At 66.3% G+C, this 26,469-nt stretch carries 25 protein-coding genes; 12 read left to right on the top strand and 13 right to left on the bottom strand.

Annotated elements, in window-relative coordinates; all coding sequences use genetic code 11:
- Nucleotides 1–5: 5 nt before the first annotated feature.
- Both hyi and gcl read right to left on the bottom strand, forming a co-directional pair.
- Nucleotides 6–815 carry a hydroxypyruvate isomerase gene (gene hyi / locus Q3A80_RS00440; protein WP_446327189.1) on the bottom strand — a complete coding sequence of 270 codons (810 nt, stop codon included), beginning with the start codon at nucleotides 813–815 and terminating at the stop codon, nucleotides 6–8.
- Between the two features lie 44 nt (nucleotides 816–859).
- The gene (gene gcl / locus Q3A80_RS00435; protein WP_446327188.1) at nucleotides 860–2,635 is read right to left on the bottom strand and encodes a glyoxylate carboligase; all 1,776 of its coding nucleotides are present in this window, start codon (nucleotides 2,633–2,635) and stop codon (nucleotides 860–862) included.
- A 169-nt stretch (nucleotides 2,636–2,804) separates the two neighbouring features.
- Between gcl and Q3A80_RS00430 the strand changes: the two genes are divergently transcribed.
- The 10 genes from Q3A80_RS00430 to Q3A80_RS00385 all read left to right on the top strand — a co-directional run bounded on the left by Q3A80_RS00430 (nucleotide 2,805) and on the right by Q3A80_RS00385 (nucleotide 11,511).
- Nucleotides 2,805–3,716 (top strand): LysR family transcriptional regulator, encoded by a 912-nt coding sequence (locus Q3A80_RS00430; RefSeq protein ID WP_446327187.1) that lies wholly within the window; start codon nucleotides 2,805–2,807, stop codon nucleotides 3,714–3,716.
- A gap of 192 nt (nucleotides 3,717–3,908) precedes the next feature.
- Complete coding sequence (locus Q3A80_RS00425; protein ID WP_446327186.1) at nucleotides 3,909–4,550, top strand: RNA polymerase sigma factor; 642 nt, start codon at nucleotides 3,909–3,911, stop codon at nucleotides 4,548–4,550.
- The gene (locus Q3A80_RS00420) at nucleotides 4,540–5,448 is read left to right on the top strand and encodes an anti-sigma factor family protein (RefSeq protein ID WP_446327185.1); all 909 of its coding nucleotides are present in this window, start codon (nucleotides 4,540–4,542) and stop codon (nucleotides 5,446–5,448) included. Before Q3A80_RS00425 ends, Q3A80_RS00420 begins: the two co-directional genes overlap by 11 nt.
- A gap of 238 nt (nucleotides 5,449–5,686) precedes the next feature.
- Entirely contained in the window at nucleotides 5,687–6,061 is a 375-nt protein-coding gene (rpsF, locus tag Q3A80_RS00415) for a 30S ribosomal protein S6 (protein WP_006755436.1), read from the top strand.
- Nucleotides 6,062–6,101: 40 nt separating this feature from the next.
- Nucleotides 6,102–6,401 (top strand): primosomal replication protein N, encoded by a 300-nt coding sequence (priB, locus tag Q3A80_RS00410; RefSeq protein WP_011657069.1) that lies wholly within the window; start codon nucleotides 6,102–6,104, stop codon nucleotides 6,399–6,401.
- Between the two features lie 4 nt (nucleotides 6,402–6,405).
- Nucleotides 6,406–6,681 carry a 30S ribosomal protein S18 gene (gene rpsR, locus Q3A80_RS00405; RefSeq protein WP_006486248.1) on the top strand — a complete coding sequence of 92 codons (276 nt, stop codon included), beginning with the start codon at nucleotides 6,406–6,408 and terminating at the stop codon, nucleotides 6,679–6,681.
- Between the two features lie 27 nt (nucleotides 6,682–6,708).
- Nucleotides 6,709–7,161: a 50S ribosomal protein L9 gene (gene rplI / locus Q3A80_RS00400; protein ID WP_044847232.1), complete on the top strand. Its 453-nt coding sequence runs from the start codon at nucleotides 6,709–6,711 to the stop codon at nucleotides 7,159–7,161.
- Between the two features lie 135 nt (nucleotides 7,162–7,296).
- Nucleotides 7,297–9,717, top strand: a complete 2,421-nt coding sequence (gene dnaB / locus Q3A80_RS00395) for a replicative DNA helicase (protein WP_446327184.1) — start codon at nucleotides 7,297–7,299, stop codon at nucleotides 9,715–9,717.
- Between the two features lie 146 nt (nucleotides 9,718–9,863).
- Complete coding sequence (locus tag Q3A80_RS00390) at nucleotides 9,864–10,490, top strand: DUF47 domain-containing protein (protein WP_006402300.1); 627 nt, start codon at nucleotides 9,864–9,866, stop codon at nucleotides 10,488–10,490.
- 10 nt (nucleotides 10,491–10,500) lie between these two features.
- Nucleotides 10,501–11,511 carry an anion permease gene (locus tag Q3A80_RS00385; RefSeq protein ID WP_446327183.1) on the top strand — a complete coding sequence of 337 codons (1,011 nt, stop codon included), beginning with the start codon at nucleotides 10,501–10,503 and terminating at the stop codon, nucleotides 11,509–11,511.
- Between the two features lie 154 nt (nucleotides 11,512–11,665).
- On the opposite strand, the gene Q3A80_RS00380 is transcribed toward Q3A80_RS00385, so the two are convergent.
- From Q3A80_RS00380 to Q3A80_RS00330, 11 genes are all read right to left on the bottom strand, one after another.
- Nucleotides 11,666–12,757 (bottom strand): C40 family peptidase, encoded by a 1,092-nt coding sequence (locus Q3A80_RS00380; protein WP_446327182.1) that lies wholly within the window; start codon nucleotides 12,755–12,757, stop codon nucleotides 11,666–11,668.
- 234 nt (nucleotides 12,758–12,991) lie between these two features.
- Nucleotides 12,992–14,806 (bottom strand): PhoH family protein, encoded by a 1,815-nt coding sequence (locus Q3A80_RS00375; protein ID WP_446327181.1) that lies wholly within the window; start codon nucleotides 14,804–14,806, stop codon nucleotides 12,992–12,994.
- Nucleotides 14,807–15,138: 332 nt separating this feature from the next.
- The gene (locus tag Q3A80_RS00370) at nucleotides 15,139–15,600 is read right to left on the bottom strand and encodes a peroxiredoxin (protein WP_174382164.1); all 462 of its coding nucleotides are present in this window, start codon (nucleotides 15,598–15,600) and stop codon (nucleotides 15,139–15,141) included.
- Nucleotides 15,601–15,707: 107 nt separating this feature from the next.
- Nucleotides 15,708–16,604: a 4-deoxy-4-formamido-L-arabinose-phosphoundecaprenol deformylase gene (locus Q3A80_RS00365; RefSeq protein ID WP_446327180.1), complete on the bottom strand. Its 897-nt coding sequence runs from the start codon at nucleotides 16,602–16,604 to the stop codon at nucleotides 15,708–15,710.
- Between the two features lie 12 nt (nucleotides 16,605–16,616).
- Complete coding sequence (locus tag Q3A80_RS00360) at nucleotides 16,617–17,672, bottom strand: bifunctional UDP-4-keto-pentose/UDP-xylose synthase (RefSeq protein ID WP_052111046.1); 1,056 nt, start codon at nucleotides 17,670–17,672, stop codon at nucleotides 16,617–16,619.
- Nucleotides 17,669–18,616 (bottom strand): formyltransferase, encoded by a 948-nt coding sequence (locus tag Q3A80_RS00355; protein ID WP_446327179.1) that lies wholly within the window; start codon nucleotides 18,614–18,616, stop codon nucleotides 17,669–17,671. Before Q3A80_RS00355 ends, Q3A80_RS00360 begins: the two co-directional genes overlap by 4 nt.
- Nucleotides 18,613–19,635 (bottom strand): glycosyltransferase, encoded by a 1,023-nt coding sequence (locus Q3A80_RS00350; RefSeq protein ID WP_446327178.1) that lies wholly within the window; start codon nucleotides 19,633–19,635, stop codon nucleotides 18,613–18,615. Before Q3A80_RS00350 ends, Q3A80_RS00355 begins: the two co-directional genes overlap by 4 nt.
- A 6-nt stretch (nucleotides 19,636–19,641) precedes the next feature.
- Nucleotides 19,642–20,793, bottom strand: a complete 1,152-nt coding sequence (locus tag Q3A80_RS00345) for a DegT/DnrJ/EryC1/StrS family aminotransferase (RefSeq protein WP_446327177.1) — start codon at nucleotides 20,791–20,793, stop codon at nucleotides 19,642–19,644.
- 169 nt (nucleotides 20,794–20,962) lie between these two features.
- Nucleotides 20,963–21,334, bottom strand: a complete 372-nt coding sequence (locus Q3A80_RS00340) for an EamA family transporter (protein ID WP_446327176.1) — start codon at nucleotides 21,332–21,334, stop codon at nucleotides 20,963–20,965.
- A 13-nt stretch (nucleotides 21,335–21,347) separates the two neighbouring features.
- Entirely contained in the window at nucleotides 21,348–23,024 is a 1,677-nt protein-coding gene (locus tag Q3A80_RS00335; RefSeq protein WP_446327175.1) for a phospholipid carrier-dependent glycosyltransferase, read from the bottom strand.
- A 135-nt stretch (nucleotides 23,025–23,159) separates the two neighbouring features.
- A complete protein-coding gene (locus tag Q3A80_RS00330) occupies nucleotides 23,160–23,534 on the bottom strand; it encodes an Mth938-like domain-containing protein (RefSeq protein ID WP_446327174.1) in 375 nt (124 codons plus the stop codon).
- A gap of 314 nt (nucleotides 23,535–23,848) precedes the next feature.
- On the opposite strand from Q3A80_RS00330, the gene Q3A80_RS00325 reads away from it, so the two are divergent.
- Together Q3A80_RS00325 and Q3A80_RS00320 are read left to right on the top strand one after the other, a co-directional pair.
- Nucleotides 23,849–25,087 carry a pyridoxal phosphate-dependent aminotransferase gene (locus Q3A80_RS00325; protein ID WP_011657054.1) on the top strand — a complete coding sequence of 413 codons (1,239 nt, stop codon included), beginning with the start codon at nucleotides 23,849–23,851 and terminating at the stop codon, nucleotides 25,085–25,087.
- Nucleotides 25,088–25,139: 52 nt separating this feature from the next.
- Entirely contained in the window at nucleotides 25,140–26,468 is a 1,329-nt protein-coding gene (locus tag Q3A80_RS00320) for a homoserine dehydrogenase (RefSeq protein ID WP_446327173.1), read from the top strand.
- Nucleotide 26,469: the final 1 nt, after the last annotated feature.

The raw sequence follows: 26,469 nt of genomic DNA, 5'->3' as shown, positions 1-26,469 counted from the left end.
GGCGCTCAGGCGGCGCGGCGCGCCGAGCCCGATGCGCAGCCGGCGACGCGCTGCAGCCAGCCGAGCCCTTCCGTCGTGGTGGTGCGGGGCTTGTATTCGCAGCCGACGTAGCCGGCATAGCCGAGCCGGTCGAGCAGCGCGAACAGGAACGCGTAGTTGATCTCGCCCGTACCCGGCTCGTTGCGGCCCGGGTTGTCCGCGAGCTGGACGTGGCCGATCGACGCGAGGTTGCGTTCGATCGTCGCGGCCAGTTCGCCTTCCATGCGCTGCATGTGATAGATGTCGTACTGCAGGAACAGGTTGTCCGAGCCGACCGCGCGGATCACGTCGAGCCCTTCCGACGAACGGTTCAGCGCGAAGCCGGGGATGTCGAAGCTGTTGCACGGCTCGACCAGCAGGCGGATGCCTTCGCGCTTGAGCGCATCGGCGGCGAAGCGCAGGTTGTCGACGATCGTGACGAACGTCTTGTCGCGCGCGGTGCTCGCCGACGGGATGCCGACCAGGCAGTTCAGCTGCGGCACCTTCAGCGCCTTCGCGTACTCGATCGCACGGCCGACGCCTTCCTGGAACTCGCCGACGCGATCGGGCAGGCACGCGATGCCGCGCTCGCCCTGGTCCCAGTTCCCCGCGGGCAGGTTGTGCAGCACGAGGCGCAGCCGGTGCGTCTCGAGCCGCTCGGCGAGTTCCTCTTTCGCGTACGGATACGGGAACAGGAACTCGACGGCGTCGAAGCCCGCGTCCGCGGCCGCCTTGAAGCGGTCGAGGAACGGCACTTCGTTGAACAGCATGGTCAGGTTTGCAGCAAACTTCGGCATGAGCTAAGCCTCTTCGGTCGGTCAGTCAAAAAATGGCGTGCGGATCAGTCGAGCATCGAGATCGCGGTCGGCGCGTGCTCGGCCTTCTCGGCGAGTTCCTCGAACTCGTTGATCGCGTCGATTTCGGTGCCCATCGAGATGTTCGTCACGCGCTCGAGGATCACTTCGACGACCACCGGCACGCTGAACTCCTCGGCGAGCGTTTGCGCCTGGCGCAGCGCCGGTTCGATCTCTTCCGGCTTGAACACGCGCAGCGCCTTGCAACCGAGGCCTTCGGCGACCGCCACGTGATCGACGCCATAGCCGTTCAGCTCCGGTGCGTTCACGTTGTCGAACGCGAGCTGCACGCAGTAGTCCATGTCGAACGCGCGCTGTGCCTGACGGATCAGCCCGAGATACGAGTTGTTCACGACGACGTGCACGTACGGCAGCTTGAATTGCGCGCCCGCGGCCAGTTCCTCGATCATGAACTGGAAGTCGTAGTCGCCGGACAGCGCGACGATCGGACGGCTCGGGTCGGCCGCACGCACGCCGAGCGCGGCGGGGATCGTCCAGCCGAGCGGGCCGGCCTGGCCGCAGTTGATCCAGTTGCGCGCCTTGAACACGTGCAGGAACTGCGCGGCGGCGATCTGCGACAGGCCGATCGTGCTGACGTAGCAGGTATCGCGGCCGAACACGCGGTTCATCTCTTCGTACACGCGCTGCGGCTTGACCGGCACGTTGTCGAAGTGGGTCTTGCGCTGCAGCGTGCGCTTGCGTTCCTGGCATTCGGCAACCCACGCGCTGCGATCCTTCAGCTTGCCGGCGGCCTTCCATTCCTGCGCGACCGCGACGAACAGCTCGAGTGCGGCCTTCGCGTCGGACACGATGCCGAGATCCGGGCCGAACACGCGGCCGATCTGCGTCGGTTCGATATCGACGTGCACGAACTTGCGGCCCTTCGTGTAGACCTCGACGCTGCCCGTGTGGCGGTTCGCCCAGCGGTTGCCGATGCCGAGCACGAAATCGGACGCGAGCATCGTCGCGTTGCCGTAGCGGTGCGACGTCTGCAGGCCGACCATGCCGGCCATCAGCGGGTGATCGTCCGGAATCGCGCCCCACGACATCAGCGTCGGGATCACCGGCACGCCGATCGTTTCGGCGAACTGCACGAGCAGGTCTTCGGCCGCCGCGTTGAGCACGCCGCCGCCCGACACGATCAGCGGCTTGTCCGCGTCGTTGAGCATCGCGAGCGCCTTCTCGATCTGCGCGCGGGTGGCCGCGGGCTTGTAGACCGGCAGCGGTTCGTACGTGTCGATGTCGAATTCGATTTCGGCGAGCTGCACGTCGATCGGCAGGTCGACCAGCACCGGGCCCGGACGGCCCGAGCGCATCAGGTGGAACGCCTGCTGGAACACGCGCGGCACGAGCGCCGGTTCACGCACGGTGACGGCCCACTTGGTGACCGGCTTCGCGATCGACTCGATGTCGACGGCCTGGAAGTCTTCCTTGTACAGGCGAGCGCGCGGCGCCTGGCCGGTGATCGCGAGGATCGGAATCGAGTCGGCCGACGCGGAGTAGAGGCCGGTGATCATGTCGGTGCCGGCGGGGCCCGACGTGCCGATGCACACGCCGATGTTGCCCGGCGCCGCACGCGTGAAGCCTTCGGCCATGTGCGACGCGCCTTCGACGTGACGGGCCAGCACGTGGCTGATGCCGCCCGACTTGCGCATCGCGGAATAGAACGGGTTGATTGCGGCGCCCGGCACGCCGAACGCGGTCTGGATGCCTTCCTTCTCGAGCACGAGTACGGCTGCGTCGACGGCTCTCATCTTGGCCATGAATGTCTCCTTGGATAATCGGATCTTGCGAATCGGTCTGTTGGGAACACTTTAGGGATGCAGGAAAGGTTTGATAAGATCAGCCGAAGTCGCTTATTTCGAAACTAAAAGTATGGAATGACGGCCGGACGGGGCTTCCCGCCGGTGTCGGAGACGGTGGAGACAGCAGATGGATCGTTTCAAGCAGATCGAGACGTTCGTGCGGGTCGCGGACGCGGGCAGCCTCGCGGCGGCCGCGCTCGAGGAGGGCGTGTCGCCGGTGGTGCTCGGGCGGCGCATCGACGCGCTCGAGAAGCGCCTCGGCGTGAAGCTGATGTACCGCTCGACGCGGCGGCTGGTGGTCAGCGAGGAGGGCGCCGCGTTCCTCGAGCGCTGCCGCGGACTGCTGTCCGAGTGGGACCAGGCCGAGAACGAGCTGGCCGCCGGGCGGCGCGCGGTGAGCGGCCACCTGATCGTGTCCGCGCCGGCCGCGTTCGGCCGCAAGCACGTCGCGCCGCATGCGCCCGGCTTTCTCGTCGACAAGCCGGAAATGCAGCTGTCGTTCAACCTGACCGACCGCGTCGTCGATCTCGTGCGCGAAGGCTACGACCTGTCGATCCGGATCGGCGGCTCGGTCGATCCGAATTTCGTCGCGGTGAAGCTCGCGTCGAACCGGCGCGTCGTCTGCGGCACGCCGGCGTATTTCCGCAAGCACGGCCGGCCGAAGTCGCTCGACGATCTGCTCAAGCACAACTGTCTCGCGTTCAACCTGCAGGGCGGGCAGAACCGCGGCTGGTATTTCCAGCGCCACGGCAAGATCGTCACGATGCGTGTGGCCGGCAATCTCGACTGCAACGACGGCGAGCTGCTGCACCGCTGGGTGGCCGAGAGCCTCGGGCTCGGCTGGCGCTCGACCTGGGAAATCGCCGCACAGCTCGAAACCGGCGAACTCGAGACCGTGCTCGACGAATACGCGCTGCCCGACTACGACATCCTCGCCGTCTATCCGCAGCAGCGCTACGTGCCCGCGCGCGTGCGCTACTTCATCGACTACCTGCGCGAAGCGTATGCGCGCCCCGGCTACTGGAGCAGCACGCCGTAACGGGCGCCGCCGGCCCCGATGCGCGAATTTTTTTGCGCTGCATCGGCTTCGCGCGGGAATAAACTCGACGCAGCGGCGGTAAGGTCATCGAGTGCGCACGCTGCCGGTCTGTCCGGGCGCCGGGCGCGAGATCGGGCGCGGCATCGGACGCGAGACGGGTGCGGCTTCGGCCGCCGGAACCAGGGAGGCCATGTGGGGCAAGCCGGACAGGCGATCGACGAGCGGGCGGAGGACGACGCGCTCGCGCGCGGCGAGCGGTTCCGCGCGCTGGTGCTGCCGCACCTCGACGCCGCATACAACCTCGCGCGCTGGCTGAGCGGCAACGCGGGCGATGCGGACGACGTCGTCCAGGACGCGTGCATGCGTGCGCTGCGCTTCGTCGACGCGTGCCGCGGCGACAACGCGCGGCCGTGGCTGCTGACGATCGTGCGCCACACCTGGTACACGGAGTGGCGCCGCCGCGCCCACGCGCACGAGGTCACGCTGCCCGACACGCTCGACGACACCGACGTGCCCGACGACTGGCAGCCGGCGACGGAGGATCCGCTCGCGCACCTGCTGCGCGGCGAGAACGCGCGGCTCGTGAACGCGGCGCTCGCGAAGCTGCCGCCGGAATACCGCGAGGTGCTGGTGCTGCGCGAGATGGAGGATTTGAGCTACCGCGAGATCGCGGCGATCGCCGACGTGCCGGTCGGTACCGTGATGTCGCGGCTCGCACGCGGCCGCCGCCGGCTCGCCGCGCTGCTGGCCGGCACGCAGGCGCCAGCGCCCGAATGCGCGCCGGGACGTGCGTCGGCGGGCGGAACCGCATCGGAGGCGATCGATGGACTGTAACGAAGCGCGCGCATTGCTGGACGCGGACGTCGATCGCGAGCTGTCGGCGCCCGATGCGCTGCGCGTCCAGCAGCATGTCGAAGGGTGCGACGCGTGCCGCCGCGAACGCGAGCGGATCGTCGCGCTGGCCCGTGCGGTGCGGCAGGCCGACTATCACCGCGCGCCGGATGCGCTGCGCGCGAGCATTCTCGCCGGATTGCCCGCGGCGGCCAGCGAACAGGACCAGGCACACGGATCGACCCGTGAGGAACCGGCGCCGGCGGGCGCCGCGGCCCGGCCGCGCGCGGGATCGGGCGGGCGCCGCTGGTTCGCGTGGCCGGCCGGACGCGGCGCGTCGGCTCGCCCGGCCTCGACGGGCCCGGGGCCGCGCGTCGCGGCGCTGCCCGGGCTCGGCTGGGGCGTGGCGCTCGCGGTCGCGCTGGCCGCGGCGGCCGGGATGGCGCTGTCCGCCCGTCACGCCGGCACCGACCAGATCGTCGACGAACTCGTGTCGAGCCACGTGCGGGCCGGGCTGTCGGCGCGCGACATCGACGTGATCTCGACCGACCGGCATACGGTCAAGCCGTGGTTCAACGGCCGGCTCGACTATGCGCCGCCGGTCGAGGACCTGTCGGCGAGCGGGTTTCCGCTGGCCGGCGGCCGGCTCGACTACGTCGGGCGCCGCCGCGTCGCGGTGCTCGTGTACCGCTACCGGCAGCACGTGATCGACGTATACGTGCGGCCGGCCGGAGAAGGGCGGCAGCGCGCGCCGTACGCGACCGTGTCGCAGGGCTACGCGCTCGACCGCTGGGACGCGGCCGGGATGACGTGGTGGGCGGTGACCGACGCGGAGCCGTCGGCGCTGGCCGCGTTCCGCACGGCGCTCGACGCGCGGCTGGGCGCGGCTCGTAGCGAGTGACGGCGGGCCGGAGCGCGGGAGCGGAGCGCGCATGGCGATACGTCCCCGATTCTCGGGCGCTCGCGCTTATCGCGCTTCCGCTGTCGACCCCCTTCAAGTCTTTGAAAACATGGCCGAATCCGTGCGGAAATCGTCGATCGGTGTTGCATGCGCCCCGTATCCGGGTTAGAATCTTCGGCTTCTCACTTGCCACACCGGTTCAGACGCCCGGGTGGCTTCAATCCACAAGGAGTGTGTAATGCGTCATTACGAAATCGTATTCATCGTGCACCCCGATCAGAGCGAGCAAGTGCCCGCGATGATCGAGCGTTACAAGACCACGATCACGACGCACGGCGGCCAGATCCACCGTGTCGAAGACTGGGGCCGTCGCCAACTGGCCTACATGATCGAGAAACTCGCGAAGGCTCACTACGTCTGCATGAACATCGAGTGCGACCAGACGACGCTCGACGAACTCGAACACGCGTTCAAGTTCAACGACGCCGTGCTGCGCCACCTCATCGTCAAGATGAAGAAGGCCGAGACCGGCCCGTCGCCGATGATGAAGGAAGTTCAGCGCGAAGAAGCCAAGAAGGCGGCTGCAGCTCAGCCGACCGAAGCGCAGGCTTAAGTTCGTCACGTATTAAGCCACCAAGGAACTCGACACTCACGTGAACAGGTTGCAATTGACGGCGAGCGTCGTCGAACGCGCACCGGTGCGATATACGCCGGCAGGTGTTCCGATCGCAAGCGCCACGTTGCATCACCGCACGGAAGTCGTCGAAGCAGGCATTCCCCGTCAGGTCGAAATGACGATCGAGGCGGTGGCGGCCGGTGAGGCGAGCGGCAGGCTGGAGAGTCGTGAAATGGGCGTCGAGACGCTGTTCACGGGCTTCCTGGCGAAGAAGAGCCGCAACGCGAGAACCTTGGTGTTTCACATCACAGCATTGCAGGACATTGGAAAGGACTGAAATCATGCCCCGCCCGACTGGTAAGAAATTCGACAAGCGTCGTCAGCAACAAAACCCGCTCTTCAAGCGCAAGAAGTTCTGCCGTTTCACGGCTGCAGGCGTCGAGCAGATCGACTACAAGGACACGGAAACGCTGAAGGACTTCATCGGCGAAAACGGCAAGATCACGCCGGCTCGTCTGACGGGTACGAAGGCGCACTATCAGCGTCAGCTGGATACGGCAATCAAGCGTGCGCGTTTCCTCGCGCTGCTGCCGTACACCGATCAGCACAAGGCGTAATCAGGCGACGCAATAAGGAGAATTCGAATGCAAATCATTCTGTTGGAAAAAGTCGCCAATCTGGGCAACCTCGGCGATATCGTCAAGGTCAAGGACGGTTACGCTCGCAACTTCCTGATCCCGAACCGCAAGGCTCGCCGTGCAACGAAGGAAGCGATCGCCGAATTCGAAGTTCGCCGCGCCGAACTCGAAAAGATCGCCGCTGAAAAGCTGGCAGCATCGCAGGCAGTCGGCGAGAAGCTGAACGGCCAGACGTTCGAAGTCACGCAGAAGTCGGGCGTCGATGGCCGTCTGTTCGGCTCGGTCACGAACGGCGACGTCGCGGAACTGCTGAAGAAGGCAGGTTTCGAAGTCGAGAAGCTGCAAGTTCGCATGCCGGAAGGCCCGCTGAAGATGATCGGCGAGCACGTCGTCCAGATCGCGCTGCACACGGACGTCGTCGTCGACGTCACGATCAACGTGATCGGCGACCACGCATAAGCGTACGCAAGCTTGCCGGGCGGCTTCCGCCGTCCGGACAAGGGCAGGCGCCCGGGCAACCGGGGCCTGCCTTTTTTATTGCCCGGCCGCCGCAGCGGTAGCGCAGCGGCGATCTATTCGCGATAATCCCAACCCATGAACGCGCCGCAAGATCCTCAAATCGAATCGCTGAAAGTCCCGCCGCATTCGGTCGAAGCCGAGCAGTCGGTGCTCGGCGGCCTGTTGCTCGACAACGCGGCATGGGACCGGATTGCCGACTTCCTGTCGCAGGGCGACTTCTACCGCTACGACCACCGGATCATCTACGAGCACATCGGCCGGCTGATCGCGTCGACGCGGCCGGCCGACGTCGTGACCGTGTACGAAGCGCTGACCACGTCCGGCAAGGCCGACGACGTCGGCGGCCTCGCATACCTGAACGCGCTTGCGCAGAATACGCCGAGCGCCGCGAACATCCGCCGCTATGCGGAAATCGTGCGCGACCGCGCGGTGCTGCGCCGGCTCGTGTCGGTCGCCGACGAAATTTCGGCCGACGCGTTCAATCCGCAGGGCAAGGAAGTCCGTCAGCTGCTCGACGAGGCCGAGTCGAAGGTGTTCTCGATCGCCGAAGAGGGCGCGCGCGGCAACCAGGGCTTCCTCGAGATCGGCCCGCTGCTCACGCAGGTCGTCGAGCGGATCGACACGCTGTACCACACCGCGAACCCGAGCGACGTCACCGGCACGCCGACGGGCTTCGTCGACCTCGACCGGATGACGTCCGGGATGCATGGCGGCGAACTGATCATCGTGGCGGGCAGACCGTCAATGGGCAAGGCGCAGCCGCTCGATGCAAGCGTGAAGACGCTGACCGGCTGGAAGCGCATGGGTGAACTGGCGATCGGCGACGCACTTGCCTCGGTCGATGGCGCGCCGTCGATGGTCACCGGGATCTACCCCCAGGGCGAGCGCCAGGTGTACCGCGTGCGCTTCTCGGACGGTCGTTCGGCCGAATGCTGCGATGAACATCTGTGGTGCGTCCATTATCGGGAATGGCAGAAGCCGCGCATTCTGAGCACGGCGGAGATCAGGACGCTGCTGATGCGTCAGCGTTATCAGGGGCGTTTGTGGATCGACATGCCGACGGGAGACTTCGGGCACGGCGACACACTGCCTGTCGATCCGTGGGTGCTCGGCGCGCTGCTCGGCGACGGCGCGCTGGGCGGCACGGCCGTGCGCTTCAGCGTCAAAGCGGAAGAGACGCTGAACCGGATGCGTACACGCGTCGATGCAACGCTCGAACTCGAGCATGCGGGCCAGTACGATTGGCGCATCAAGCGCCGTTCCGCGCAGGAGGGCACACGCCCGAGCGTCAATCCGCTGAAGGCAGCGCTCGAAGGCCTCGGCCTGTGGGGCCGGACCAGCTACGACAAGTTCGTGCCGCGGAGCTACCTCGATGCATCCCGGGACGTGCGCCTGGATTTGCTGCGCGGACTGCTCGATACGGACGGTTGGGTCGAATCGTGGGGCACGGTGCGTTATTCAACGGCCAGCCCGCAACTCGCGCGGGACGTGCAGGAACTCGCGCGCTCGCTGGGCGCGTGGTGCGCGATTTCCGAGAAGGCGACATCCTTCGCGTCGCGCGGCGAACGCCAGTCGGGTGCGATCGCATATGTGTGCACGATCAGCCACCCGGATCCGCAGAGCCTCTTCCTGTTCGAGGGCAAGCGTGAAAGGCTGACCGTCGGCCGGACGCGTCGCAAGCTGCCGGTGATTACAAGTATCGAGCCGTCGCGCCTGACTGCCACGCAATGCATCTCGGTCTCGCATCCGTCGCGCCTGTATGTGACCGACGATTTCGTCGTCACACACAATACGGCCTTCTCGATGAACATCGGCGAATACGTCGCGGTCGAGTACGGGCTGCCGGTCGCGGTGTTCTCGATGGAAATGCCGGGCACCCAGCTCGTGATGCGTATGCTCGGCTCGATCGGCCGGCTCGACCAGCACCGGATGCGTACCGGCCGCCTGACCGACGAGGACTGGCCGAAACTGACGCACGCGGTGCAGAAGATGAGCGAGGCGCAGCTCTTCATCGACGAAACGGGCGGCCTGAACCCGATGGAATTGCGCTCGCGCGCGCGACGCCTTGCGCGTCAGTGCGGCAAGCTCGGGCTAATCATCGTCGATTACCTCCAGCTGATGTCGGGTTCGTCGCAGGGCGAGAACCGCGCGACCGAAATCTCCGAAATTTCACGATCGCTGAAGAGTCTGGCGAAGGAGCTCGACGTGCCGGTGATCGCGCTGTCGCAGCTGAACCGCGGTCTCGAACAGCGTCCGAACAAGCGTCCGGTGATGTCCGATTTGCGTGAGTCCGGCGCAATCGAACAGGATGCGGACGTGATCCTGTTCATTTACCGCGACGAGGTTTACAATCCCGACAGCCCGGACAAGGGGACGGCCGAGATCATCATCGGCAAGCAGCGTAACGGTCCGATCGGACCTGTTCGGCTCACGTTCCTGGGCCAATACACGAAGTTCGACAACTTTGCGGGGGCGCAGACCTTCTACGGCGAGTAACACTTCTTCGCCGGATGTAAACCGTTATTTCACCAGGCGTTGTTTCCAATCCCGGCGCGCGCATATGCGCGCGTCGCGTCGCAACCGAAAACGGTACAATATCGCCCGTTTTCGTGACAGTCGTTTGACAATCTCTCAGGAATCCCATGTTCGGTCGATTCATGCCCACGGAGGGCAAGTTCTTTGAACTCTTCAACGCGCACGCGAAGCACATCGTTTCCGGTGGCCGCGAGCTCGAACTGCTGATCGACAATCTCGCCGACGCCGAGATTCACAAGCAAAACGTGCAAACCGCCGAGAAGGCCGCTGACAAGCTGACGCATGAAGCGATCGATCTGCTGCACAAGACCTTCATCACGCCGCTCGATCGCGACGAGATCCACAAGCTGATCACGACGATGGACGACATCCTCGACCTGATGGAAGACGTCGCGACGGCCGTGTCGCTGTACGACGTGCAGTCGGTCACGTCGGAGGCGAGCCAGCTCGCGCACATCGTCACGCAGTCGGCGCAACACGTTCAGCAGGCGGTCGCGCTGCTGTCCGACATGAAGCAGTCGGCGCAGATCCTCAAGCAGTGCGAGGAGATCGACCGCTGGGAATCGGAGGCCGATCGCGTGCTGCGCGCGGCAATGTCGAAGCTGTTCCGCGAAGAAGACGACGTGAAGACGCTCATCAAGCTGAAGGCGATCTACGAGCTGCTCGAAGAGATCACCGACAAGTGCGAGGACGTCGCGAACATCATCGAAGGCATCGTGCTGGAAAACGCCTGAGCGGACCACGATGCATTCGATACAACTCGCCCTATGGATGGTCGCGACGCTGGTGCTCGTCGCGCTCGTATTCGACTTCATGAACGGCTTCCACGACGCGGCGAACTCGATCGCCACCGTCGTGTCCACCGGGGTGCTGAAGCCGCAGCAGGCCGTCGTGTTCGCGGCCGCGTTCAACGTCATCGCGTATTTCATCTTCCACCTGAAGGTCGCGCAGACCGTCGGTAAAGGCACGATCGATCCGGAAATCGTCGACCACTACGTCGTGTTCGGCGCGCTGGTCGGAGCGATCGGCTGGAACGTGATCACCTGGTACTACGGGATCCCGTCGAGCTCGTCGCACGCGCTGATCGGCGGTCTCGTCGGCGCGGCGCTCGCGAAGTCGGGCTGGAGCGCGCTCAACATCGACGGGCTGCTGAAGACGATCGCGTTCATCTTCATCTCGCCGCTGCTCGGTTTCATCCTCGGTTCGCTGTTCATGCTCGGCGTGTCGTGGCTGTATTTCCGGACCGCGCCGAGCAAGGTCGACCGGCGGTTCCGCCGGCTGCAGCTGCTGTCGGCCGGACTGTACAGCCTCGGCCACGGCGGCAACGACGCGCAGAAGACGATCGGCATCATCTGGATGCTGCTGATCGCGTCGGGCTATGCATCGGCGACGGCCGCTGCGCCGCCCGCGTGGGTGATCGGCGCGTGCTACCTGTCGATGGGCCTCGGCACGCTGTTCGGCGGCTGGCGCATCGTACGCACGATGGGCCAGAAGATCACGAAGCTGAAGCCGGTCGGCGGTTTCTGCGCGGAAAGCGGTGGCGCGATCACGCTGTTCATCGCGTCGTTCCTCGGCATTCCCGTGTCGACCACCCATACGATCACCGGCGCGATCGTCGGCGTCGGCGCGACGCAGAAGCTGTCGGCCGTGCGCTGGGGTGTCGCCGGCAACATCGTGTGGGCCTGGGTGCTGACGCTGCCGGCAGCCGCGCTGTTCGCGGCCGGCGGGTGGTGGATCGGGCATCAGATCTTCTGATCGCCGGACGCCGCCTGATCGATGCGCAATGCGCCGCAAGCCGAAAGGCTGCGGCGCATTTTCTTTTGAGGGGGCGCGAAAGGGGCGGTGGCGAGGAGGTGGAGGGCGGCAGATGCCGCCAACATCGCGTGACGATCGGCGTTCGGGCAACCGGTCAGTAATTGCCGTTCGCAAACCGGGCGATCGGATCGTCGACCGTACTCGTGCGCGGGCTGACGGGCGCGGATTGCGTCGACGCGCGCAACACCTGCACCGGCTCGATACTGCGTGGGGCCGCCGGCGTGGTGGCGGGCGGCGGCTCGGCATCGAAGGCGGCAGCCTCGGCGGCCGTCAGTGCAGTCGTCGGAATCTGCGTGCCGGCTTCCGCCGGGGCGGCCGCTGCTGCATTGGGCGTCATCGCCAGCCTTGCATCATTCGGCGCGGTTGCCTGCTGCTGGGCCGCCTGCAGGCGCGGCGGCGGCTCGTACGGATCGGCAGCCGGTGCTGCCGGCGCAGCTGCGGCGGCAGCGGCCGCCGTCGCGGCCGGCGTGGGCGGGATGGCCGCAGCCGGTACCTGCGCCGGTCTTGCTTGCGAGGACGCATACGCCGTCTGCTGGCGCGGCGCGGCGGCAGCGGTCACGACCGCCGGAGCGGCCGCGACCGCTGCCGGATTGCGCGGTTCGGCGCGCCTGGCCTCGTAAGTCGGTGCATCGAACGGCGCGGGTGTGCCGCGCGGCGGCGCGACGCGGCGAATCCCGTCGAAACGCTTGGCCCAGTACGGATTCGTCAGGTAGTCGAGCCGCACGGTGCCGCCGGTCGACGGCGCGTTGACGAAGCGCAGCTTGCCGACGTAGATGCCGACGTGCGAATGCGGGCGCCCGGTCGTGTTGAAGAAGATCAGGTCGCCCGGCGCGATCTGGTCGGGATCGATCGATACGCCGCGGCTGCTCATGTCGGCGGTCGTGCGCGGCAGGTTCACGTCGGCCGCACGGCCGATCACGTAGCGCACGAGCCCGCTGCAGTCGAAGCCGCTGGTGGGCGTGTTGCCGCCCCAGCGATACGGTACGCCGACGAGGCTCATCGCCTGGATCGAGATTTCTTCCTGGCCGACGCTGTGGTCGACGAATTTCGGGAAATTGGCGGGCGGCGGGAACGCGCGCGGCGTCGTGATCTTCATGCCGGAGCTGCGCGACGCCGACTGCGGCGGCACGCTGGAGCAGGCCGCAAGCAGTGAAACGACGGCGACGGGAACCCAGATTCGAAGCATGACAAGGCAGACGCGCGCGGCGCGCGCGAATCGTATGACAACAGACAGACCCGATGGTAGACGTTCCGGCGGGGCTTAGGCAACCATTCCTGAGAATTTACTTGAAGTTTCGCGCGTAAGTGCGGCTGTTGCGTAACGAACGATGACGAACGCTTCCGACCCCACAAATGAAAACGGCGCTCCGGAAACGGAGCGCCGCGTGGCATCGAAAGGCGGCCGGTCGGCCGGCCCGCGTTACAGGATGTCCGACGCGTAGTCGGCGAGCCGCGAGCGTTCGCCGCGCGCGAGCGTCACGTGGCCACTGTGGCCCCAGCCCTTGAAGCGGTCGACGACGTAGGTGAGGCCCGAGCTGCCTTCGGTCAGGTAAGGCGTGTCGATCTGCGCGATGTTGCCGAGGCACACGATTTTCGTGCCGGGGCCCGCGCGCGTCACGAGCGTCTTCATCTGTTTCGGCGTCAGGTTCTGCGCTTCGTCGATGATCAGGTACTTGTCGACGAACGTGCGGCCGCGCATGAAGTTCATGCTCTTCACCTTCAGGCGCGAACGGATCAGCTCCTGCGTCGCCGCACGGCCCCATTCGCCGGCCGCGTCGTCGGTCTTCTGCAGCACTTCGAGGTTGTCGTCGAATGCGCCCATCCACGGCTGCATCTTCTCTTCCTCGGTGCCGGGCAGGAAACCGATGTCCTCGCCGACGGGCACGGTCGCGCGCGTCACGATGATCTCGTTGTAGCGCTTGTCGTCGAGCACCTGCGCGAGGCCGGCCGCGAGCGCGACGAGCGTCTTGCCGGTGCCGGCCTGGCCGAGCAGCGTGACGAAGTCGATCTCCGGGTTCATCAGCAGGTTCAGCGCGAAGTTCTGCTCGCGGTTGCGCGCGGTGATGCCCCACACGTTGTTCTTGTGGTGGCTGTAGTCGCGCAGCGTCTGCAGCAGCGCCGTCTTGCCGTTTAGTTCGCGGACGATCGCGTGGAACGTCGGTTCGCCGTTCTGCGGCTCGAGATAGACGAACTCGTTGACGAGCATCGACGCGACGAGCGGGCCCGTCACGCGGTAGTACGTGGTGCCCGTCTTCGTGTCCTGCCAGCTCTCCATTCCCTTCGCATGCTTGGTCCAGAAGTCCTGCGGAAGCTCGCGCACGCCGGTGTAGAGGAGATCCTTGTCCTCGAGCACCTGGTCGTTGAAGTAGTCTTCCGCGGGCAGGCCGAGCGCATGCGCCTTGATCCGCATGTTGATGTCTTTCGACACCAGCACGACCTGGCGGTCGGGCCGGTCGCGCTGCAGCGCGCGCACGACGCCGAGGATCTGGTTGTCGGCCTTGCCCTCGGGCAAGCCTTCGACCGGTGCGATGTCGGCCAGCTTCGTCTGGAAGTACAGGCGGCCGAGCGCCTCGCGGCTGCCGAGGCGCGACAGCGGAATGCCGGCCGAGATCGGGCCGCCGTCGGCGACGAGCGCGTCGAGCGTGCGGCTGACCTGGCGCGCGTTGCGCGCGACTTCGGACATCCCCTTCTTGTGGTTGTCGAGCTCCTCGAGCGTCATCATCGGCAGATAGACGTCGTGTTCCTCGAAGCGGAACAGGCTGCTCGGGTCGTGCATCAGCACGTTGGTGTCGAGCACGAACAGCTTCTGCAGTTCGGCTTCGGCCGGCTTGCGGCTGCGCGACTTCGTCGCGGCGCCCGCGTCGCGCGCGGGCGTCGCGGCCGCGGACGGTTTGCCGGCGGCGGGCTTGTCGTTGCGCGCGACGACGGGGGCCGCGGCCGCGGGTTCGGCGGGCGCCGGCAACGGCTGCAGCAGGGCGGCGGTCTGTCTGGTCTTGCGGCCGCGTGCGGACGTGCCCGCGGCTTCCTCGGCCGACGATGCGACGGCGCGCAGCGGCGCGGCCGTGTTCGCGGCTTCGGTCATCGGTTGGGCCACGCTGGCCGGGCCATAGTCACCGGCTGTGGATGCGTCCCCTTCGGCGGATTTCTTCGCGGCTTTCGCGGGCCGCGCTTTCGCCTTGTATTCATCGGGCGGCAGCAGGCTGCCGAGCTTGCTGGGGGGGGTAGGCAAAGGCATGGTGTCCCTCGGGAGGAATCGTGTCGCATGAAGTGCGCCGCTGATCGCATCCTGCGTGACGTAGACGCATGCAGTTTGCGCGCGGTGGCGCACAGGAATTTCGTCTAGCCGGTTCGCCTAAGTGTCGGTCAGCTCCTTGACGAGGTGAGGGCCGGACCGAGAGCCGGCGCGCAGTCCATAAAAAAAGCCGCTGCCCCGTGGACCGGGACATGCGGCTCGGCTGATACCGTCGTGATGCGCGTCAGGTGCCGGAAAGCATCGCAACGGGCACCGGCGCAGCTACGAGAAATATGGGGCGAACTGGCATTCATTGCGGCCCAATATAACGCGGCTCAAAGCGCTTGTACAGCACTTAGCACGTCGTCCACGTGACCGGGCACCTTGATGCCGCGCCATGCCTGGCGGAGCACGCCGTCGGCGTCGATCAGGAACGTCGAACGCTCGATTCCGCGCACTTCCTTGCCATACATCTTCTTCATCTTGATGACATCGAACAGCGCGCACAGCGCTTCGTCGGCATCGGAAATCAGCGGGAACGGCAGTTCGAGCTTTGCCTTGAAATTGTCATGCGAGCGCAGGCTGTCGCGCGACACGCCGATCACTTCGGCGCCGGCCTTCTTGAACTTCGGATACAGGTCGCGGAACTGCAGGCCTTCGGTCGTGCAGCCCGGCGTGTTGTCCTTCGGATAGAAATACAGGACGAGTTTCTTGCCCTTCAGGTCGGACAGCGAAATGTCGCCGCCCGTGGCAGCTGCGGTGAAATCGGGAACTTGACGGTCAACTTCGACGGACACGTGTTTCTCCTGTTGTTATGGAAAGGCGCCGCTCGGGCGGCGCGGTACGGCGGGGCGTCGCGGCGGCACGCCGCAAGGGCGGCGCAGGCGGCGCCTGCGCGCAAACGTCAGTCGGGCTGGACGATCAGTTCGCCGGAGCGGCCGGGAATTTCGCCCCACGCGACAGGGTACGATGGCAGCGAGTCGCGGTCCAGCGTCGCGTGGTAGTCGCCCATCGTCGCAAACGTATGGCCCTGCGCGCGCCAGCCGGCGAGCAGTTGCTCGAACACCGGCGCGAGCTTCTGGCCTTCCAGTTCCGCATGCAGCGTGAACACCTGGTCGTGCGGATTGGTTTCGGTGAACTTCAGGATGTGCGCGGCGACGTTGTGCGTGTCGATGCCGTCGATGCCGAGCACTTCGTCGAGCGTCGGCAGCGTGGTCGGCATCTGCACGTGCGACAGCGTGCGGCCGCCGACGACGGGCAGGTACGGCGAATGCCCGCGGCCGTCGGATGCGTAGCGCATCCCCCATGCGTCGATCTGCTCGAACGCGGCGTCGTTCATCTGCCAGCCGGCCGCGCCGTGCGTGACGGGCGGCGCGCCGAAGACGTCGACGAAGCGCGCGTGGCTCTTCTGCATTTCACGCGCGGTCCAGTCGCGATCGCGCACGCGCACGTTGTCCTGCCAGTACACGTGATCCCACGTATGGATCCCGCATTCGAAGCCGGCCTCATGGATCGCGCGCATGTCGGCGATCGCGCGGCGGCCGATGTCGGGGCCCGGCAGCAGCACGCCATACATCAGCTGCTTCACGCCGTAGTGCTCGACCACCGACGTGCGCGACACCTTCTTCAGGAAGCCGGGGCGGAACACGCGCCGCAGCGCCCAGCCCGTGTGATCGGGCCCGAGGCTGAAGAGGAAGGTCGCGCGCGCATTGAAGCGGTCGAAGATGCGCGCGAGATTCGGCACGCCTTCGCGCGTGCCGCGCAGCGTGTCGACGTCGATCTTGAGGACGATACGAGCCAAGCGAGCGTCCCGTCAGTTCTGCTGTTCGACGAGCGCGCGGGCGTCGGCGACATGGCCGCGATACGCTTCGAAGATCTTGCGCAGCGCGTCGTCGAACGTCGATTGCGGCGCCCACGCGAGCTCCTGCATCGTGTTGTCGATCTTCGGCACGCGATTCTGCACGTCCTGGTAGCCGTTGCCGTAGTACGCGCCGGACGTCGTCTCGACGAGCTTCACCTGCTTCGCGGAATCCGCGTATTCCGGGAACTCGGCGGCCAGTTCGAGCATCTTGTGCGCGAGCTCGCGAACCGAGAAGTTGTTCTTCGGATTGCCGATGTTGTAGATCTTGCCCGACGCGACGCCGTTCTTGTTCTCGATGATCTTCATCAGCGCGCTGATGCCGTCGTCGATGTCGGTGAACGCGCGCTTCTGCGAGCCGCCGTCGACGAGGCTGATGTTCTCGCCGCGCACGATGTGGCCGAGGAACTGCGTGACGACGCGCGAGCTGCCTTCCTTCGGCGTGTAGATCGAGTCGAGGCCCGGGCCGATCCAGTTGAACGGACGGAACAGCGTGAAGTTCAGGCCTTCCATCCCGTAGCCCCAGATCACGCGGTCCATCAGCTGCTTCGAGCATGCGTAGATCCAGCGCGGCTTGTTGATCGGGCCGTAGGTGAGCGCCGACGCGTCGGGATCGAACTGCTCGTCCGAGCACATGCCGTAGACCTCGGAGGTCGACGGGAACACGAGGTGCTTGCCGTACTTGACGGCCGAACGCACGATCGGCAGGTTTGCCTCGAAGTCGAGCTCGAACACGCGCAACGGCTGCTGGACGTAGGTCGCGGGCGTCGCGATCGCGACGAGCGGCAGGATCACGTCGCACTTCTTCACGTGATACTCGACCCACTCCTTGTTGATCGTGATGTCGCCTTCGAAGAAATGCATCCGCTCGTGGTTGACGAGGTCGCCCAGCCGGTCGGTCTGCATGTCCATGCCGAACACTTCCCAATCGGTGGTTTCAAGAATGCGCTTCGACAGGTGATGGCCGATGAAGCCGTTCACACCCAGGATCAGGACTTTTTTTGCTTTCATGAATGACGGGAAGAATGAATGAACTGCGCGAATTCCGCGGGCGTCACGACGGTTTCGCTGCCGTCGCGCTGCTGCCACAGCTCGAGAATGGATAGGGCGCGGCTGTCGCCGCAGACGCCGAATAGCGCATTATCGCTTACGTGCAGGCCGGGCGGCAAATTCGCCGCGGCCGCGGCGGCGGCGCTGCCGGGCGAAGCAACGCGCGCGCGGGCGACCACGAAGCGCGTGCCGCCGATGTCGGTGAACGCGCCCGGATACGGCGGCGCGACCGCGCGCACGAGGTTGTAGACCTGCGCGGCCGGCTGCGACCAGTCGATGCGGCCGTCCTCCGGCTTGCGCCCGCCGTAGTAGCTGCCATTCGCGAGGTCGTTCGGCAGGTGCGGCGCATCGCCCGCGAGCAGCGCGGGCAGCACGCGCCAGAGCGTCTGCTCGGCGGCGACCGTCACCTTGTCGAATACCTGCGCGGCCGTGTCGTCCGGCAGGATCGGCACCGCGGTCTGGCCGACGATCGCGCCGGCGTCCGGCTTCGCGGCCATTTCGTGCAGCGTCGCGCCCGTTTCCGTTTCGCCGTTCAGCACGGCCCAGTTGGTCGGAACCCGACCCCGGTATTTCGGCAGCAGCGACCCGTGCATGTTGTACGCGCCGCGCGGCGCGATCGCCAGCAGGTCGGCCGGCAGCATGTGGCGGTAGTAGAACGAGAAGATGAAGTCCGGCTGCGCGTCGGACACCGCGCGGCGCAGCGCCGGATCGGCGGGATCGGCCGGCGTGACGACGGCAATCCCGTGCTCGGCGGCAACCGACGCGACGCTGCCGAACCAGATGTTCTCGTTCGGGTTGTCCTCGTGCGTGACGACGAGCGCGACGTCGACGCCGCGTGCGAGCAGCACCTGCAGGCAGCGCACGCCGACGTTGTGATACGCGAAGACGACCGCGCGCGGCTTCATTGCGCGGCCTCCGTGCGGCTCGCGGCGGCCGGCACCGGCGGCACGCCTTCGTGCTGCTCGAGCACGGCCTGGATCAGGTAGCGCGGCCGTGCACGCACCTGCTGGTAGATGCGGCCGACGTATTCGCCGAGCAGGCCGAGCGCGAAGATGATCACGCCGAGCAGGAAGAACGTGATCGCGAACAGCGTGAACACGCCTTGCACTTCCGCGCCGACGATGAAGCGGCGCACGAGCAGCAGCACGAACAGCGCCGCGGAGCCGAGCGACAGGATCACGCCGATGAACGACAGCCACTGCAGCGGCACGACGGAGAAGCCCGTCACGAGGTCGAAGTTCAGCCGGATCAGGCTGTACAGCGAATACTTCGACTCGCCCGCGAAGCGCTCCTCGTGCGCGACCTCGATTTCGGTCGGGTTCTGCGCGAACGTGTAGGCGAGCGCGGGAATGAACGTGTTCACTTCGCCGCACACGTTGATCGTGTCGATGATGCGGCGGCTGTACGCGCGCAGCATGCAGCCCTGGTCGGTCATCTTGATCCGCGTGATGCGCTCGCGCAGCCGGTTCATCATCTGCGATGCCTTGCGCCGCCACAGGCTGTCCTGACGCTGCTTGCGGATCGAGCCGACGTAGTCGTAGCCTTCGCGCATCTTCGCGATCAGCTTGCCGATTTCCTCGGGCGGGTTCTGCAGGTCGGCATCGAGCGTGATGACGATGTCGCCGCGCGACTGCGCGAAGCCGGCGAGGATCGCCATGTGCTGGCCGTAGTTGCCGTTGAGCAGCACCACGCGCGTCGTGTCGGGACGTACGTGGAACTGGTCCGCGAGCATCGCGGCCGAGCGGTCGCGGCTGCCGTCGTTGATCAGGATCACTTCGTACGACGTGCCGAGTGCGTCGAGTGCCGGGTACAGCCGCGCGAACAGCGCAGCCAGGCCGTCTTCCTCGTTGTACACGGGGATGATGACCGATACCTCCGGGTTCGCGGCGCCCGGATGCCCGGCGCGTGCTTCAAGGTGATTCATGTACGCTTATTTTCCGTATTGTTCGCAAATCTGATTGACGGCGTCGGCCACGCGACGCACGTCGTCTTCCGTCATCTGCGTGAAGAGCGGCAGCGTGACGGTCGAGGCGCCGTACCGCTCGGCGTGGGGGAACATGCCCTCCTTGAAGCCGAGCGAGCGATACAGCGTGAAAAGGTGGATGGCCGGGTAGTGGACGCCCGTGCCGATGCCGCGCTCCTTCATCTGCGCCATGAAATCGGCGCGCGAGATCGACAGCCGGTCGAGCGGCAGCGTGACCTGGAACATGTGCCAGTTGCCGTTCTCGAAATCGGCGACGGGCAGGCCGAGCCCGAGTTTCGCGGCCGGGCCGCCGGCGAGCGCGGCGAAATACGCGCGCGCGAGCGCGCGGCGCTGCGCGGTGAAGCGCTCGAGGTGCGGCAGCTGGCCGAGGCCGACGCGCGCGGCGACGTCGGTCAGGTTGTACTTGCCGCCGAGCACGTCGCAGTCCATCCCGTCGAAGCCGCTGCGCGTGATGCCCTGCAGCCGGTACTTCTGGGCGAGCGCCGCTTCGGCTGCGGTGTTCAGCACGAGCGCGCCGCCTTCGATCGTCGTCAGGTTCTTGTTCGCGTGGAAGCTGAACGACACGATGTCGCCGATCGCGCCGATGCGCCGGCCTTTCCACGTCGAGCCGAGCGCCTGGGCCGCGTCCTCGATCACGCGCAGGCCGTGCGTGCGCGCGATCGCGTACAGGCGGTCCATGTCGACCGGCAGGCCGGCCAGGTAGACCGGGATGATCGCCTTCGTGCGCGGCGTGATCGCCTGCTCGAGCTTGTCGAGGTCGATGTTGCGCGTGACCGGGTCGATGTCGGCGAACACCGGCGTCGCGCCGGTCTCGAGAATCACGTTGCTGGTCGACACCCACGAGGCCGGCGTCGTGATGACTTCGTCGCCGGGGCCGACGCCCGCGATGCGCAGGCCGATCTCGAGCGTGCACGTGCCGGAGTTGAACGCGCGGACCGGACGGCCGCCGCAATACTCGGACAGCGCGGCTTCGAACTTCTGGCTCTGCGGGCCGGTGGTGATCCAGCCCGAGCGCAGCACTTCGACGACGCCCTGGATGGTTTCCTCGTCGATCTCGGGGCGGGTGAACGGCAGAAACGGAGCGGTAGTCTGGCTCATGAATGCGGTTTGCCTGTAATGGCTGGTAATAAAGGGACCGGGCGATCCGGCCCGAAACCGGCATTAAACACCGGTTGGGGGTTTCGTACCGTGATTTTTTGTAGGCGGGCGCTTAATGCCCGACGGCCCATGCCGGTGCCCGGCGGTGCGGCCGGGCCACCGCGCGCACTCAGCTGCGCGCCAGCACCAGCACGCCGATCAGGATGATCGCGATGCCGACGAGCCGCTGCACCGACAGCACTTCGCCGAACAGGTACCATGCGGCGAACGCGTTGACGACGTAGCCGAGCGACAGCATCGGGTACGCGATCGACACGTCGACCCGCGACAGCCCGAGGATCCACACGACGACGCTCAGCACGTAGCAGCCGAGGCCGCCGATGATCGGCAACTGGGTCGCGATCTTGAATCCGACCGGGATGATGTTCGCACGGCTGAATTCGAAGTGTCCAACGGCGTTGACGCCGGCTTTCAGCAGAAGTTGCGCACAGGCGTTGAGCATCACGCCGGTGATGATGCAGACGAACGAAACGGGATTCATGCGGCGGGCGTCCTTACGATTGCGGTTTCTCGACGATCACGCGGCGGTTGTCGCGCGCGATCACGCGCATCGGCACGCCTTGCTTGACCAGCGCGTCGTACTGGCCGGGCGGCATGATCGCGAGCGCGTGGGTTTCCTGTTTCCAGCGCTCGATCCATTGGTCGACGGTCGGGATCCACTTGTTCGGCTCCACCGAGATCCCGAACGCGAGTTCATCCTGGCGCTGGACCATGATCGTCGTGTGGCCCATGTAGAACGGGAATGTGTGATCGAGCATCTCGATCGAGTAGAACGGCGTGTCGGGCGGCAGCTTCGCGAGTTCGGCGCGCACCGCGGGCGCGAGCAGCGCGCCCGAGCTGTAGCGGCCGAATTCGTCGTGACCGGTGCCGCCGATCGTGCCGAACGCGAGCCACGCGGCACCGAATGCGGTGATCGCGGCCGCGACGCCCACGCGGCGGTTCAGCCACGCGGCGCCGAGCGTCAGCGCGCCGGCGACCGCAAGGCCCGCGTACAGCCACATCTGGAACGCGCGGTACAGCGCGTTCGGCGTACGGGCGTCGCCCTGGTATGCGAGCGCGATGATCCCGAACGCCGCGGCGACGAAGAACACCAGGTAGCCGAGCAGGTGACGGCGGAACCGCTCGGCGCTCATCAGCGGCAGGTAGGCGCCGATCATCAGCGCGAGCGCCGGCGCGACCGGCAGCACGTACGAGATCAGCTTCGAATGCGATGCGCTGAAGAACAGGAAGATGAATGCGCTCCAGATCAGCAGCACCAGCATCGGCGAGAAGCCGTTCGGCTGGCGCGGCATGCGCAGCGCATGGCGGATGCTCTGCCACGCGACCGACAGCCACGGCAGAAAGCCGACCAGCAGCACCGGCACGAAGTAATACAGCGGGCCCGGGCGGTTCTGTTCCGGGGTCAGGTAGCGGCGGAACTGCTGGACGATGAAGAAGAAATTGAAGAATTCGGGGTTGCGCTGCTGGACGAGCACGAACCACGGCGTGACGATCGCGAAGAAGATCACGAGGCCGCTGACGAGGTACAGCCGCTTCCACAGCGCCCAGTCGCGCGCGATCAGCGTATAGAGCACCAGCACCGCGCCGGGCAGGATCAGCCCCACGAGGCCCTTGGACAGCACGGCGAACGCCATCGCGGCCCAGCAGGTCCACATCCAGCCGCGCGCCGCGCCCGCGCGCAGGCCCGGCCGCTGCGCGAGCAGCAGCGCGCAGAGCGACAGCGCCATCCAGAACGCAAGCCCCATGTCGAGCGCGTTGAAGTGGCCCATCAGGTTCCAGTACGGCGAGCACGCGAGCACGACCGCCGCGAGGAAGCCCGACAGCGGGTTGAACAGGCGCGCGCCGGTGAAGCCGACCAGCAGCACGCCGGCGAAGCTCGCGAGGCCCGTGTAGAGCCGCGCCTGCCATTCGCCGATGCCGAACCACGCGAACGTCAGCGCGTTCAGCCAGGTCTGCAGCGGCGGCTTCTCGAAGTATTTGTAGCCGTTGTAGCGCGGCGTGATCCAGTCGCCGGTGACGAACATTTCGCGCGCCATTTCCGCATAGCGGCCTTCGTCGCTCGGGATCAGGTGGCGCAGCCCGAGCGGCGCGAACCAGACGATCGCGAGCGCGACGAGCAGGAGGACGAGCGTGATGCGGTTGAGCGGTAGCCTCGACGGCGTATCGTTCATGGATTTTCAGCCTGTTGGTTGTTGTGATGGGCCGCCGGCGGGTGGCGCCGGGGGCGGGCGGCCGGCCGGGTTCGATCCGGACGATGATCCGGGGATCGACCCGGTGCGCCGGCCCGAGTTTTACCGCATCGGCGCTTAACGTTCAATTAAGAGCGCGGCGGCGACTTTGCGGCCCTCGGCCATCAGGATGTTGTAGGTGCGGCAGGCGGCCTGGAAATCCATCGTCTCGACGCCGATCCGCTGGGCCGTGAGCGCGGCCACGAGCCGCGGGTGCGGAAAGCGCAGCCGCGCGCCGCTGCCGAAGATCACGAGTTCGGGCGCCGGGTCGAGCAGCATCGCGAAGTGCTCGGGCGCGAGCGCGTCGAACGACGACACGGGCCACTCGCGCACCGGTGCGCCGGGCAGCACGATGACGCTCCCTTCGTGGCGCTGGAGATTGACGTCGACATAATCGGGGCCGTAGCCGGTAACGGTATTGAGCGCGCCGCTCGAGTCCTGGTGCAGTTTCAAATCGGTATTCCGCGGTTCCGTAGGGGAAATGTCTGGCAGGGGCCGCACGGGCCCGGGCGGCCGGTTTCGCGCCCGGCGCGCGCCGGACGCTTGACGGCGCGGGCCCGGAGCGGCCATGGTGCATTGCGAAAGTCGGCCAAAATCCGCTAAATTATAACTTTTTGGTCGCCCGCGGGCGCCACTTGCGTCGTGCGCCGCCACAAGCCGCGTCCGGCCGCCGCTTTTTCCCAGTCTAGACAGCGCGCACAGACCGGCCGCTCTCCAGTTTTGATCCCGTCCCCCGGCCGCAAGGCCAACCCAGGAACCGTGTCGTCGTGAAACCGATTCAGAAGTCGAACAAGCTGCTCAACGTCTGCTACGACATCCGTGGCCCGGTGCTCGAGCACGCGAAGCGCCTCGAGGAAGAAGGCCACCGCATCATCAAGCTGAACATCGGCAACCTCGCGCCGTTCGGATTCGACGCGCCGGACGAGATCATCCAGGACATGATCCGCAACCTGCCGGCGTCGTCCGGCTATTCGGACTCGAAGGGCGTGTTCTCGGCGCGCAAGGCCGTGATGCACTACACGCAGCAAAAAGGCGTCGTGGGCGTCGGCCTCGACGACATCTACATCGGCAACGGCGCGTCCGAGCTGATCGTGATGGCGACCCAGGCGCTGCTGAACGACGGCGACGAAGTGCTGCTGCCCGCGCCCGACTATCCGCTGTGGACGGCCGCCGTGAGCCTGTCGGGCGGCACGCCCGTGCATTACGTGTGCGACGAGCAGAACGCATGGATGCCCGACCTCGACGACATCCGCCGCAAGATCACGCCGAACACCAAGGCGATCGTCGTGATCAACCCGAACAACCCGACCGGCGCGCTTTATTCCGACGAATTGCTGCTCGAGCTGCTCGCGATCGCGCGCGAGCACGGGCTGATCGTGTTCGCCGACGAGGTGTACGACAAGATCGTCTACGACGGGCTCGAGCACACCGCGCTCGGTTCGCTGTCGGAAGACGTGATCACCGTCACGTTCAACAGCCTGTCGAAGAGCTATCGCTCGTGCGGCTACCGCGCGGGCTGGATGGCCGTGTCGGGCCTCGGCGGCGACAACCGCCGGCGCGCGAAGGATTACCTCGAAGGGCTCGGGATCCTGTCGTCGATGCGCCTGTGCGCGAACGTGCCCGGCCAGTTCGCGATCCAGACCGCGCTCGGCGGCTACCAGAGCATCAACGAGCTGATCGTGCCGAGCGGGCGCCTGTACAAGCAGCGCGAACTCGCGTACGACATGCTCACGTCGATTCCCGGCGTGACCTGCGTGAAACCGCAGGCCGCGCTGTACATGTTCCCGCGCCTCGATCCGAAGCTCTATCCGATCCAGAACGACCAGCAGTTCATCCTCGACCTGTTGCTCGAGGAGCGCGTGCTGCTCGTGCAGGGAACGGGCTTCAACTGGGCGGCGCCGGATCACTTCCGCGTGGTCTTCCTGCCGAACCTCGACGACCTGACCGATTCGATCAACCGGATCGCGCGCTTCCTCGACGGCTACCGCAAACGCCATTCGGTGTGAGCGGCAAGGTCATCCGGCATTCATTCATTCTTACTCATCGATCACACGCAGCATGGAACCGATCAAAGTTGGCCTGTTGGGCTTCGGCACCGTCGGCAGCGGCACCTTCACGGTGCTGAACCGCAACCAGGAAGAAATCAAGCGCCGCGCGGGGCGCGGCATCGAGGTCGCGCGCATTGCGGTGCGCAACCCGGCCAAGGCGCAGGCCGCGCTCGGCGCGCACGCCGGCACGGCGCAGATCACCGATGACTTCAACGCGGTCGTCGACGATCCGTCGATCTCGATCGTCGCCGAGATGATCGGCGGCACGGGCATCGCGCGCGAGCTGGTGCTGCGCGCGATCGCGAACGGCAAGCACGTCGTGACCGCGAACAAGGCACTGCTCGCGGTGCACGGCACCGAGATCTTCGAGGCCGCGCGCGAGAAGGGCGTGATGGTCGCGTTCGAAGCGGCCGTCGCCGGCGGCATCCCGATCATCAAGGCGCTGCGCGAAGGCCTGACGGCCAACCGGATCCAGTACATCGCGGGCATCATCAACGGCACGACGAACTACATCCTGTCGGAAATGCGCGACCGCGGCCTCGACTTCGCGACCGCGCTGAAGGCCGCGCAGGAGCTCGGCTACGCGGAAGCCGATCCGACCTTCGACATCGAGGGCGTCGACGCCGCGCACAAGGCGACGATCATGAGCGCGATCGCGTTCGGCGTGCCGGTCCAGTTCGACCGTGCGTACGTCGAAGGCATCAGCAAGCTCGACGCGACCGACATCCGCTATGCGGAAGAGCTCGGCTACCGGATCAAGCTGCTCGGCATCGCGCGCCGCGCCGAAAACGGCATCGAGCTGCGCGTGCACCCGACGCTGATTCCCGAGAAGCGCCTGCTCGCGAACGTCGAGGGCGCGATGAATGCGGTCGTCGTGCACGGCGACGCGGTCGGCACGACGCTGTACTACGGCAAGGGCGCGGGCGCGGAACCGACCGCGTCGGCGGTCGTCGCGGATCTCGTCGACGTCACGCGCCTGCACACGGCCGACCCCGAGCATCGCGTCCCGCATCTCGCGTTCCAGCCGGACAGCCTGTCGAACACGCCGATCCTGCCGATCGAGGAAGTCACGAGCGGCTACTACCTGCGCCTGCGCGTGGCCGACCAGACCGGCGTGCTCGCCGCCATCACGCGCATCCTCGCCGAATCGGGCATCTCGATCGACGCGCTGCTGCAGAAGGAGTCGGAGCAGATCGACGACGCGAACGGCGAAACCGACATCATCCTGATCACGCACGTGACGGTCGAGAAGCACGTGAACGCGGCCATCGCGCAGATCGAGAGCCTCGCGACGGTGGTCTCGAAGGTGACGAAGCTGCGCATGGAAGCGCTGAACTGAG

This window comes from Burkholderia sp. SR8, assembly GCF_052851275.1.
The sequence above is the reverse complement of the archived record's forward strand: the minus strand, read 5'-3'. Positions and strand labels throughout refer to the sequence as shown.